This window comes from Kitasatospora sp. cg17-2, from assembly GCF_054031055.1.
The window spans coordinates 178,273-190,755 of record NZ_CM132923.1 but is presented as its reverse complement, the minus strand read 5'-3'; the positions used below and the strand labels follow the sequence as shown (position 1 = coordinate 190,755).

Here is a 12,483-nt window from a genome sequence, read left to right as displayed (position 1 = left end):
ACATGAACCAGGATGTTACCGGTATCACCGATTGCGTCAAGCCCGCTGCGGCCGACCGTGGCACGACCCGAGGCCGGCCGTCCTCCGGCGGCCCTGTCGGGCGCCCCGGCCGGTGCTGCTCGGACCGGCCCGGGAGGGACGTCGTGCGGGCCTGCACCGCACTCCGAACGTCCCCGTCCGGATTCGGAGTTGTTGCCGCGCCGCGGACTTCCACCGGTTCCGTCCAAAGCGTTGACAGTGAAAATGTTCCCGGTAACACTCAGCCCCACCACCGCATTCGGCCGCCGGTGCCACCCACGGGCGGACCGCCGCGGCCCGGTCTCCCTTGCGCATCCTCCCGGCCCGACAGTGCCGCGACCCCGTTCACCGGGGCCCGCCGTCGTGCGACGTCGGCCGGGCAGTCCAGAGAGGAACAACCCCATGTTCACCAACCGTCCGCATTCGAAGGGCCCCCGTTCCCGTGCGCTCGCCGCGGCGCTGAGCGCCGTGACGGCGGTCTCCGCCCTCGCCGGGTGCGCGAGCGGCAGCGGCGGCGGGAACGCCGAGGCCACCCTGACCGTCTGGACGGACGACACCCGCCAGCCTGCCGTGGAGGCCTACGTCAGAGCCCACCCGCAGGCCAAGGTCAAGGTCGTGCTCACCAGCTACAAGCCCGGTGAGGTCGCCCAGAAGATCGCCCTCGCCGACCGGGCCGGAAAGGGGTGGCCGGACGTCGTGTTCCTGGGCTCCCCGTCGGACGTCTCGGCGCTGGCGGCCGCCCCGCTGCGCTTCGCCCAGCCGCTCGACGAGCTGGTGCCGGAGCAGACCCGCCGGGAGTTCGCCAAGGGGACGCTGGAGGGCTGCACCTACGAGGGGAAGCTGTTCTGCCTCGCCAACGACACCGCGCCGGTGGTGCTCTGGACCAACGAGACGCTGATGAAGCAGTTCGGCTACAGCGTGCCGACGACCTGGGCCGAGTACCGGGAACTCGGGGTCAGGCTCGGGAAGGAGCACCCCGGCTACCTGATCGGCGGGATCAACGACGTCTCCGGCTACGGCGCGTTCTTCGGCGGATCGGGGTGTCCCGACCGGGAGACCACCGGCCCCACCGACATCAGGATCGACCTCGCGGACCCGCGGTGCACCCGGGTCGCGGAACTCCTCCAGCCCCTGGTCGAGAACGGGACGGTCACCGCCACCAGCCCCTGGGACCCGACCTTCACCGAGGAGGTCGGCAAGAAGAACACGATCCTCATGTACCCGGCGGCCGGCTGGTTCGGCGAGTACGGCTTCAAGGGCTCGTACAGGATCCCCGAGGGTCAGCTGGCCGCGCACCCCGTTCCGGCCTGGACGGGCGACAGCGTGGCGACCACGGGCGCCATGGGCGGCGGGCTCTGGGTGGTCTCCCGGCACAGCCAGAACGTCAAGGGCGCCGCCGACATCGCCACCTGGCTGACCACCAGCGACGCCGCGGACAGCATTCTGGCGGCGTCCGCCCTGCCCGCCCACACGCCGACGGCGCAGAAGTGGTGCGCGGCCCGGGCCGCCGACCGCTTCTACGCCGCCGACCCCTGCCCGGCGATGCTGGACGCGGCCGGAAGGATCGCCGAGAACTACGACTACATCCGCTTCGAGGGGCAGTTCGCCGACTCCTACGCGCAGACCTTCGTCGCCACCGCGAGCCGCAAGGGCGACCTGGCGGGCGCGCTGCCGGTGTGGCAGAAGCAGCTGGAGCAGGCCGCCGAGAACGCCGGCTACAAGGTCTCCCGGTGAGCCGGGGCACCCCTGCCGCACGGGTGCCGGGGACCGACCGGGCCGCACGGCCCCCGCGGCCCGCACGCCGGGGCCGCCGCGCGGGCCCGCTGTTCGTCGCCCCCTACCTGGTGTTCCTGGTCGCCTTCGGCCTCCTCCCGGTCGGGTACGGCCTGTGGACCACCTTCGTGGTCTCCGACCCCTACGGCGGCGAGCGCACCGGCACCGACAACTGGACCAGGGTCGCCTCCGACTACCGCCTCGGACCGGCCGTCGAGCACATCGCGCTCTACCTCGCCGTCTGGCTCCCGCTGCTGCTGCTGACGGTCGTCTCGCTCAGCCTCCTGCTGCACGCGCGCAAGGGGCGGTTCGCGGGCGTGATGCGCCTGGCCTACTACCTGCCCGGCGCCGTGACGGGGTCGGCGGCGGCGATGATGTGGATCTTCATGATCAGCCCCCAGTACAGCCCCGCGGCGCCGCTGCTCCGGGCGATGGGGTTCGACTCCAGCGCGGAACTCCTCGGCGGGCCCTGGCTTCCGGTGGTGCTCTCGGCGGTCGCCGTCGAGGCCGGGGCCGGCGGCTGGATCGTGATCCTCTACGGGGCGCTCCAGTCCATCCCGGACGAGGTGATCGAGGCGGCCAGGATGGACGGCGCCAACGGCTGGCAGCAGGCCGTCCACATCAAGCTGCCGATCGTCCGCAAGTACCTCGCGTTCATCCTCATCACCAGCTTCGCCGGGGGCACTCAGCTCTTCGTCGAGCCGCAGCTGCTGTCACTGGTCTCCAAGGGGGTCATCAGCGCCACCTGGTCGCCCAACCAGCTCGCCTACGTCTACGCCAGCGGAGAACTCTCCTTCGGCCGGGCCTCCGTGCTGTCCGTCCTGCTCCTGGCCGTCGGCCTGGGCGCGGCACTGGTCGTCATCTACCGCACCAAGTTCTACGAGACCGACGCCCGGAGGTAGTCCCATGACCCCGATACCCCCGCGGCGGCACCGGGCGCGCGCACGGGCCGGTGCCTGGACGCGCGACGCGCTCCTGCTCGCGGCCGCCGCCGTCTTCCTCGCCCCGGTCGTCTGGCTCGTCCTGGCCCCCACCAGGACCGACGAGTCGATCCGCGACGACTTCCCCTTCTCCATCGGCTCGTTGGCCAATGTCGGGCGGGCCTGGGAGCACCTGTACGCCTTCAACGACGGCATCGTCCTGCGCTGGATCGGCAACTCGCTGCTCTACTCCTCCACCGGAGTGGCCCTGAGCCTGGTGCTCTGCGTCACGGCCGGCTACGGGATGGCGAAGTTCCGGTTCGTGGGCCGGAAGGCGCTGCTGATCTCGACGCTGATCGGCATGATCGTGCCGACCTCCGCCACCGTCCTGCCGCTGTACGTGGAGCTCGCCGCGGTCGACCTCACCGGGACGGCCCTCTCCGTGATCCTGCCGCTGGCCTTCTACCCGTGGGGCGTGTACCTGGCCTACACCTTCTTCTCCAGCAGCCTGCCGGACTCGCTGCTGGAGGCGGCCCGGGTGGACGGCGCCTCCGAGGCGAGGATCTTCTTCTCCGTCGCGCTGCCGCTCGCCCGGCCGCTGGTCGCGCTGATCGGCTTCTTCGGCTTCGTCTCGGCCTGGACGAACTTCATGCTGCCGTACCTGATGCTCGGCGACACCGACGACTACCCCCTGCCGCTGGGGCTGAGCGTCCTGCCGATGGAGAACATCGTCTCCGGCAACCCCAACTTCTCCAACGTGGACATCGGGCTGCCCGAGGCGGCCCTGGCCGGTGTCCTCTCCGTGCTGCCGATCCTGCTGATGTTCCTGCTCGCCCAGCGCCACCTCACCTCGGCGCAGCTGGCCGGGTCCGAGAAGGGCTGAGCGCCCCCACGTTCCACCCCCCCCACGTTCCACCCCCCAGGTTCCATCCCCGCTCCACCTCCCCACCCACCCCCACTCACCGAGCCGTGAGGAGTGCGACGATGCACACCCTGCCCACCACCCTGCTCCGAACCCGAGGGCGCCCCGCGCGCCGATCCGCCCGGGCGGCCTCCGCCCTCGTCACGCTGCTGATCGCGGCGGCCGGCCTCGCGCCGGTCCCGGCCGCCGCGGCGGCGCCCACCGTCCGCCACGTCGCGACGACGGGCGACGACAGCGCGTCCGGTACGGCGGCGGCGCCGTTCCGCACCGTCCAGCGCTGCGCCGAGGTCGCGGTCGCCGGCGACACCTGCCTGATCGCGGCCGGGACCTACCGGGAGACGGTCACCCCGAGGGCGTCCGGCCAGTCGGGCGCGCCCATCACCTTCGCGGCGGCCCCCGGCGCCCGGGTGACCGTCGACGGGACGGACCCGGTCGGCGGCTGGGTCCGCGACACCGGACAGATCTACAAGGCGCCGGTGAAGCTCGCCGGTACGCCCGCCGCGCCCTACGGCTCCACCAAGTACCCGTCCAACGCGGACCTCTGGGCCAACCAGGTCTTCACGGGCGGGTCCCTGGTGCCGGAGGCGGCGTACCCGGCGGCCACCAGCGACCCGTGGCAGCAGTCCTTCGTCACCCAGGGCTGGCGGTCCACCCGCTCCGGATCCCCCGACCACTGTCCCACGCCCCCCTGCACCACCATGCTGACGGGCACGCTGACGTACGACCAGTTCCCCGCCCTGGGCGACATGACCGGGGCGACGGTCTACCTGGCGGGAGGGTGGGTGGCGAACTCGGCGTCCGTCACCGGCGGCACGCTGGACGGCGGCAACAAGGTGCTCCAGCTGCGGTTCCCGGCGAGCGACAAGCACGTCGAGCCGGGCGACGGGAACTCGTCGAAGTTCCGCCTCGTCGGCAAGAAGTCACTGCTGCGGGGCCCGAACGCCTGGTACTACGACCCGGCCGAGCAGCAGCTCTACCTCTGGGCCCCCAACGGCGCCGCACCCGAGAACGTGACGGCCAAGCGCCGCAACTACGGGTTCGACCTCAACGGGCGCAGCCACATCACCGTCCGCGGCATCGGGCTGCACGCCACCTCGGTGACCACCGACGACGCGAGCAGCCAGAACGTGCTCGACGGCATCACCGCCGAGTACACCTCCACCTGGCAGACCACCCAGTTCGACCCCAACCTCCCGTACGCCGGCATCTACGACGCCAACCACCACTCCGACAGCGGCATCCTGCTGCACGGCACCGGGAACGTCATCCGCAACAGCGTGCTGCGCTTCTCCATGGGCAACGGCATCTCGGTCAGGGGCAGCGGCCACGTCGTGAGCAACAACCTGATCCGGGACGTCGCCTACGGCGGCACCTACACCGCGGCGGTGGCGCTGGAGGTGGGCAGCCGGGACGTCACGATCTCGCACAACACCATGCGCGGCACCGGGCGTGACGTGATCAACATGAACACCAACGCCTACCCCAACGACGGCTACCGCAACATCCGCATCGCGTACAACGAGATGACCGACTACGCGAAGATCAACTACGACCTGGGGGCCGTGTACACCTGCTGCAACACGGCCTACACCGGCACCAGGATCGACCACAACTGGATCCACGACCCGGCCCAGAAGGGCAACGGCCTCCACTTCGACAACGGCAGCTACGACCTGAACGTCGACCACAACGTGATCTGGAACCTGCGCGGCGAACCCGGGGTCTCCTTCGGCGGCTTCGTCCAGTCGGGCCAGGACCTGCCGTACCTGAAGGGCACCTTCACCAACAACACCATCGTGTCCGGCGACAAGGCCACGATCTTCCAGTACTACGCCGACCCGAGGCACGTGGCCAACACCGTCCTGCGGAACAACATCCTCGACGGCTGGCACCCCGACGGGAACCCCTACCAGCACATCCCCGGCGGCACGCCCGACCAGAGCAACAACCTGATCACCACCCGGAGCAAGGACGGCGGCCTGCCGGACCCGAAGTACCGCAGCGCCGGAACCGGTGACTTCACCCTCGCGTCCGGCTCGCCTGCCGTGGACGCGGGCCTGGTGATGGCCGGGGTCACCGACGGTCACACCGGGGCGGCCCCGGACCAGGGCGCGTACGAGACGGGGCAGGCCCCCTGGGTGCCCGGGTGCACCTTCGACGGGTGCGGCGCGGCCGCCGGCAAGCCCGCGGTGCTGGTCGGTACCAAGAGTGGCAAGGCCGTGGGGCTCCAGGGCGCCGGGGCAGCCCGGTCCGCCGTCCAGCAGACGCTGGGGACGGCCGCCGGCCAGCAGTTCACCGTGACGCCGGTCGGGGGCGGCGAGGTCAGGCTGGTCGACCGCGAGGCCGGGCAGTGCCTGGCCCCGACCGGGGGCTCCAGCGCCGACGGGACCCCCGTCCGGTCCGTGCCCTGCGGGACCGACGCGGCCCAGAAGTGGACGGTGGCCGACACCGTTCTCGGCTTCCGGCGCCTGGTCTCCGGCGCCGGCGGCAAGTGCCTGGACGTCGAGGGCGGTTCGACCGCCGACGGCGCCCGGCTGATCCTGTGGCCGTGCGGGCCGCAGCTCAACCAGCAGTGGACGGTGGTCAACGTCTCCACCGGGTGACCCGCGTCGCCCCCACCGTGGTGCCCGGCCCCGAGGAAGGGGCCGGGCACCACCTTTTGTCATCCGACGTCCGACGTCCCCGACTCCCGGACGACGGCGACCTCGCCCGCGGCGACGGTCAGGAGGCCCGTGACCGTCGCGTTCGAGAGGAGCTCGACCCCTCGGCAGGCGACCTCGGCCGCGTCGTCCGTGTGGTTGAGGACGAACAGCCAGCTGCGCCCGTCCTCCGCCGTGCGGCGGACGACCTCGACGCCGTCGCCGGCGCCCGGTGCGGTGCTGCGCACGCCGGCCTCGTCCAGCGCGCCGGCGAGCAGGGTGCGCAGCGAGGAGTCCTCGAAGCGGGTGGCGGCGTAGCGCACCAGGCCGGCGCCCGCGCGGCGGCGCAGCAGGGCGGGACCGCCCGCTGCGGGGCCGTCGGCGAACCGGGCGTCGACGACGGTGCCGTGCTTGTCGTCCACGCCGTCCGGGTCCTCCGGGCCGTGCGCGCCGTCCGGGCCGTCCGGGTGGACGGCCTCTGCCCAGACCCGCCCCGTCAGTCCGTCGTCGAGGGTCAGGGCGGCGCCCTCCCGCAGCGGCAGGAACTCGTCGACGGTCAGCCCGAGCAGGTCCCGCAGGGCGCCCGGGAAGGGGCCGGGATGCAGCCGGTCGTCGCGGTCGACCAGTCCGGAGAACGGGCCGACCAGCAGGTGGCCGCCCCCGTGCACGTACGCGGTGAGCGCCCGGACCGTGCCGGGGGTGGTCAGGTAGTGGCTGGGGAGCAGGACCAGCCGGTACCGGGACAGCACCTCGGCGGACACGTCGGCGGGGAGCACGTCGCACACCACGCCCTGCCGCCAGACCGCGCGGTGCCAGGCCTCGGCCTCCGCGGCGTACTCCAGGTCGACGCTCGGCCGGCCGCCCAGCTCCAGGGCCCACCAGTTCTCGTAGTCCCACAGCAGCGCCACCTCGCCCGTGACGGTGGAGCCCGCGACCTCGCCGATCCGACGGAGCGCCGCGCCCAGCCGGACGACCTCCTGCCAGATCCGGGTGGACTCGCCGCCGTGCGGGACCATCGCGGAGTGCCACTTCTCCACCCCGGAGTCGGACTGGCGCCACTGGAAGAAGCAGGCCCCGTCCGAGCCGCGGGCGATGTGCGCGAGGCTGTTGCGCAGCATCTCGCCGGGGCGCTTGGCGGTGTTCCGCGGCTGCCACTGGACGGCCGAGGTGGAGTGCTCCATCAGCAGCCAGGGCCGGCCCCCGGCGATGCCCCGGGAGAGGTCGGCGCTGAACGCGAGCCCGGTGTGGGCCTCGGGGTCGGCGGCGACCAGGTAGTGGTCGTTGGTGACGAGGTCGACCTCCTGGCCCCAGGCGCAGTAGTCGACCCACTTGAACGTCCCGGCCATGAAGTTGGTGGTGACGGGCCGTCCCGGTGAGTGGCGGCGCAGGACGTCGCGTTCCGTCCGGTAGCAGTCCAGCAGCTCGTCCGAGGCGAAGCGGTAGTGGTCCAGCTGCTGGGCGGGGTTGACCCGGCCCGGTGTGGCGCCGGGTATCCGGACCTGCGACCAGTCGCTGTAGCGCTGGCTCCAGAAGGCCGTGCCCCAGGCCCGGTTGAGGCCGTCGAGGTCGCCGTGGCGGTCGCGCAGCCAGTGGCGGAAGGCCTCGGCGCTGGTGGGGCAGTGGCAGTGCGCGTTGTAGCCGCCGATCTCGTTGCCGACGTGCCACATCACCACGGCGGGGTGCTCGCCGTAGCGGCGGGCGAGCCGGTTGGCGACGACCGCGGTGCGCCGTCGGTAGTCCGGCGAGGACGGGCAGAACCCCTGCCGGGAGCCGTGGCCCAGGCGCCGGCCGAGGTGGTCGACGAACTCGGCGTCGGGGTACTCCGCGGAGAACCAGGGCGGGGGCGAGGCCGAGGGGGTGGCGAGGTCGACCGCGACACCGCCCTCGTGCAGCAGGGCGATCACCTCGTCCAGCCCCGAGAAGTCGAAGCGGTCCTGCTCGGGCTCGATCCACGACCAGGAGAAGATGCCGAGCGACACGAGGTTCACGCCGGCCCGCTGCATCAGCCGGACGTCCTCGCGCCACACGTCCCGGTCCCACTGGTCCGGGTTGTAGTCACCGCCGAACGCGAGCCGGGGCACCGGGCCCCAGGGCGCGTCGCGCGGTACCGTCGCGGGCCCGGTCGCGGTGCGCGGTGTCGGTGCGGGGGGTGTTGCGGGGGTTGCTGAGGGGGGAAGCTGCGGCACTCGTCACTCCCGGGAGAGGTCGTGCGGGACGGGGGAGGCCCGGCGGGCGGGGGTGCCGTCGCCGCCGGGCCCCTACAGTCAACACACGGATGTGACCGGTATCAACGATCTGGGCGGAGATCATTGCTGTTGCAGCTGATCCCGTCAGAAGCATTGACAGCCCAAGTGATACCGGTAACATCCCACTGGTCGCGTTCCGCCACCCGCGGTCGACCGGGCCTTGCGCCCGGACCCGAGTCCGCGTTCCATGGGCGCACGCGGATTCCCCCCTTCCGGACTTCTCCCCGCCCGGGCCGCTGCCCGGGTCCGACGGCCGCGTGCAACGGAGGTAGGAGCATGGTGACCCTGGTCCAGCTGGAAGTGCTCGCGAAGGTGATCGAGTCCGGGGGCTTCTCGGGCGCGGCGAAGTCCTTGTTCACCAGCCAGCCGGCGGTGTCCAACCACATCCGCAACCTGGAGCGCTCCCTCGGCGCCCAGCTCGTCCACCGCACCAGCCAGGGCGCCCGTCCCACCCAGGCCGGGGAGATCGTGGTCGAGCACGCCCGGCGGATCTTCGGGATCCTGGACGACCTGGAGATCGCCGTCGCCGAGTACCGGGGCCTGGGCGCCGGCCGGCTGGTGCTGGCGGGGACGACGACCCTGGGCACCTACCTGCTGCCGCTGCTGCTCTCCGAGTTCGCCCTGCGGGCCCCGAAGGTCTCCTGCCAGATCAGGGTGGGGAACGAGGAGGCGGTCGAGTCCTGGCTGCTGCGGGGCGAGGTCGCGCTGGGGCTGTGCGCCGGCACGCCGCGCGACGAACAGCTCGTCGCCCAGGGCATGTTCGAGGAGGCCATGGTGCTGGTCGCGGAGCCGGGTTCGCCCCTCATCGGCCGCGCCCTGACCCCCGCCGACCTGGCCGACCAGCGGTTCCTGATGCGCGAGGGCGGCTCCGCCACCCGGCGGCTCCAGGAGTCCGCGCTGCGGACGTGGGGGCTGGAGCGCGCCGAGCAGTGGGACATGTGGGGGACGGACACGCTGAAGCAGGCCGTCTCCCGGGGGCTCGGCCTGGCGGTCGTCTCCGAGCACGTCATCCGCCAGGAGACGGAGACCGGGATGCTCGCCGCGCTCACCGTCGTACCGGCCCCGCCGGTCCGCACGGTGTCCCTGGTCCGGCGGGCCGACCGGGCGCTCACGCCGCCGGAGGAGGCGTTCGTGGCGCTGGTCGGCGCCGTCTCCGAGTGGCCCGGGTGACAGGCGGGACTGGTCGGGTCGGGTCGGGCGGGGCCGGAGCGGTCGGACGGGTCGGGGCGGGCGGGACAGGTCGTCCCGCCCGCCCCGACCGACGCGTCAGTACCGGATGCAGGCCGAGCGCAGGTCGGTGTAGAAGTCCCAGACGTCCGGGGAGCACTCGGGGGCGCCGAGCTGCGAGGCCTTCGCCCCCATGTGCGGCAGGTGGGAGTACGCGCCGACCCCCGGGCGGTTGACGTGCAGCATGCCCGCCTGGAAGTCCTGGAGGGCCTGGAACATCAGGGACGGGTCCCGGGTGAAGACGGTGCCGGACATCCCGTACTTCACCGAGTTGGAGATCCGCATGGCGTCCTCGTAGCCGTCGCACTCGATGACGGAGAGCACCGGGCCGAAGACCTCCTCCTGGGCGATCTCGCTGTCCCAGGCCACCCCGGTGAGAACGGTGGGCTCCATGAACCAGCCGGGGGTGTCCAGCGCCGCTTCCTTGCCCCCGCAGGCCAGCGTGGCGCCGGCCTCGACGGCGGTGCGCACCGCCGTCAGACAGGCCCGCAGGCGCTCCTCGTTGACCACCGGACCGATGTCCGCCCAGTCCTGGTCGCCACGCCCGATCCGCATCGCGGACACCCGCGGGACGAGGCGCTCCAGCAGCGCGTCACGGACCGAACGGTCGACGATGACGCGGCTGGTGGCGCTGCACCGCTGGCCGCTCTGGCCGAACGCGCCGTGGACGACGGCGTCGGCGGCCGCGTCGAGGTCGGCGTCCGCGAGCACGATGAGCGCGTTCTTGCCGCCCAGTTCGAGCTGGGTGCGCATCAGCCGGTCCGCACCGGCCCGGTTGATCGCCTGCCCGACCGGCAGCGAGCCGGTGAACGAGATGCCGGCCACGCGCGGGTCGGCGACCAGGGCCTCGCCGGGGTCGCGGTCGCCCTGGACCAGGTTGAGGACGCCGTCGGGCAGCCCGGCGTCGACGAAGGCCTGCACCAGCAGCGCCGAGGTCCAGGGGGTCAGCGGCGAGGGCTTCAGGACGGCCGTGCAGCCGGCGATCAGGGCGGGCGCCACCTTCCACATCGGGATGGCGACCGGGAAGTTCCACGGGGTGATCAGCCCGACCACGCCGAGCGGGCGCCGGAAGGTCATGGCGAGCGTGCGCGGCTCCTCGGCCGGGGTGGTGACGCCATTGATGCGGCGGGCCTCGCCGATGGTGAACTCCAGGATGGTCAGCGAGCGCGCCACCTCGCCCCGGCCTTCGGACAGCCGCTTGCCCTGCTCCCTGGTGATCGCCTCGGCGAACAGCTCGGAGCGCTCGCCGATCAGGGCGGCGGCGGAGCGGAGCACCTTGGCGCGTTCGATCGGCCCGAGCGCGTCCCAGTCCCGCTGGGCGGCGGCCGCCGCGGTGATGGCAGCGGTGGCGTCAGCGGCCCCGGACTCCGTGAACTTCCCGATCACGTCGGCGGTGTCGGCCGGATTCAGGTTCGGTCGTACCTGCCCCGTGATCGAGGGCGACCAACGGCCGGCGATGTGGTTGAGCAGGTGCTCCGGGTGCGGGTTCGACATGGCGGACTCCTTGGCGGGAGGAGGGAGTGGGTGGGTGGCCCGTGCGGACGGGCGGCCGTGCGGTCGGACGCCGGGTCGACGCCCCCCGAGGGGGTGGGGGCGTCGACCCGGCAGCGAGGGGGCGGTCAGTCCATGCGGACGGCGACCCGGGGCGCTGCCCCGGTGCGGGCCGCGGCGAAGGCCGCGTCGACGGCCGTCAACGGGAAGGACTCGGGGACGAGCCGGGCGAACCGGTCCCGCAGCGGGGTGCGGACGAGGAAGTCGACGGCCTCGGTGAGGTCCTCGACCGCGTAGTTGTGGCTGCCGACGACCCGGGTGAGGTTGCGGACGAAGGTGTTGGGTTCGAAGGACACCTCCGGCCCGGGGGAGACCGAGCCGACCAGGGCCACCCGGCCGTCCAGTCCGACCACGTCCAGGGCGGACTGGACGGCCCGGTGGTGGCCGGACAGTTCGAGGACGACGTCCGCGCCGAACTCCTTGACCGCCGTCTCCAGCGCGCCGGGGGAGCAGGCGACGTCCGCCCCGAACTCCAGGGCCAGGTGCCGCCGGCCCTCGTCGACGTCGCAGGCGATGACGTGCCGGGCGCCGAGGTCGCGGGCGTAGGCGACGGCGGTGAGGCCGAGCATGCCGCAGCCGATCACGACCACGGTGTCGCCGGCCGTGAGTCCGGTGCGCCGGGCCGCGCACACGACGGTGGCGGTGGCGCAGTTGGCGGGTGCGGCGACCGCGGCCGGCAGTTCGTCGGGGACGGCGACCAGTCCGGTGCCCGCGACCAGGTGGCAGTGGGTGGCGAGACCGCCGTTGTACCGCCAGTGGTCGGTGACGGCCTCGTGGCCGTACTTGCGCACGCTCTCGCACTTCTGCGGGACGCCGCGGGCGCAGCGCCGGCAGCTGCCGCAGGAGGTGCCGATGGTCCAGGTGACCCGCCGGCCGGGGACGACGGGCCGGCCGTCGGCGAGGAGGGGGGAGCCGCCGACCGCCTCGACCACGCCGACGGCCTCGTGTCCCAGGACGGTCGGCACCGGGGTGGGCCGGTGGCCGGCGACGGTGTGCAGGTCGCTGCCGCACACGGTGGCGAGTTCGATGCGGACCAGGACCTCGCCGGGCAGGAGCCGGGGGAGGGGCAACTCCTCCACGCTGAACCCCTGCTCGGGGCCGGACCAGACGGCCGCGGTCGGCGGGAGGGGTGTGCGGGGTACGGAGTCGGAGGAGTGCGCGGAGTTCACGCTGCTGGGGTGCGTCAT

8 protein-coding genes are annotated in these 12,483 nt (G+C 72.8%); 5 read left to right on the top strand and 3 right to left on the bottom strand.

All coding sequences use genetic code 11. From position 1 onward, the window contains the following. Positions 1-420 precede the first annotated feature (420 nt). The 4 genes from ACW14Y_RS00750 to ACW14Y_RS00735 all read left to right on the top strand — a co-directional run bounded on the left by ACW14Y_RS00750 (position 421) and on the right by ACW14Y_RS00735 (position 6,236). On the top strand, positions 421-1,752 hold the full coding sequence (locus tag ACW14Y_RS00750; protein ID WP_456985485.1) for an ABC transporter substrate-binding protein: 1,332 nt from the start codon (positions 421-423) through the stop codon (positions 1,750-1,752). Further along, positions 1,749-2,693 (top strand): carbohydrate ABC transporter permease, encoded by a 945-nt coding sequence (locus ACW14Y_RS00745; protein ID WP_380307330.1) that lies wholly within the window; start codon positions 1,749-1,751, stop codon positions 2,691-2,693. Before ACW14Y_RS00750 ends, ACW14Y_RS00745 begins: the two co-directional genes overlap by 4 nt. A gap of 4 nt (positions 2,694-2,697) precedes the next feature. Beyond that, positions 2,698-3,594, top strand: a complete 897-nt coding sequence (locus tag ACW14Y_RS00740) for a carbohydrate ABC transporter permease (RefSeq protein ID WP_380517408.1) — start codon at positions 2,698-2,700, stop codon at positions 3,592-3,594. A 101-nt stretch (positions 3,595-3,695) separates the two neighbouring features. Further along, positions 3,696-6,236 carry an RICIN domain-containing protein gene (locus tag ACW14Y_RS00735; RefSeq protein WP_456985484.1) on the top strand — a complete coding sequence of 847 codons (2,541 nt, stop codon included), beginning with the start codon at positions 3,696-3,698 and terminating at the stop codon, positions 6,234-6,236. Between the two features lie 59 nt (positions 6,237-6,295). Here ACW14Y_RS00735 and ACW14Y_RS00730 read toward each other — a convergent pair whose 3' ends face one another. Continuing rightward, on the bottom strand, positions 6,296-8,353 hold the full coding sequence (locus tag ACW14Y_RS00730) for a beta-galactosidase (protein WP_456985483.1): 2,058 nt from the start codon (positions 8,351-8,353) through the stop codon (positions 6,296-6,298). Positions 8,354-8,794: 441 nt separating this feature from the next. Here ACW14Y_RS00730 and ACW14Y_RS00725 point away from each other — a divergent pair, with 441 nt between their 5' ends. Beyond that, positions 8,795-9,688, top strand: coding sequence for a LysR substrate-binding domain-containing protein (locus ACW14Y_RS00725; protein ID WP_380312994.1), 894 nt, complete (start codon positions 8,795-8,797; stop codon positions 9,686-9,688). 96 nt (positions 9,689-9,784) lie between these two features. Here ACW14Y_RS00725 and ACW14Y_RS00720 read toward each other — a convergent pair whose 3' ends face one another. Next, positions 9,785-11,239, bottom strand: coding sequence for an aldehyde dehydrogenase family protein (locus ACW14Y_RS00720; protein WP_456985482.1), 1,455 nt, complete (start codon positions 11,237-11,239; stop codon positions 9,785-9,787). Between the two features lie 125 nt (positions 11,240-11,364). Continuing rightward, positions 11,365-12,483, bottom strand: a complete 1,119-nt coding sequence (locus ACW14Y_RS00715; protein ID WP_456985481.1) for a zinc-binding dehydrogenase — start codon at positions 12,481-12,483, stop codon at positions 11,365-11,367.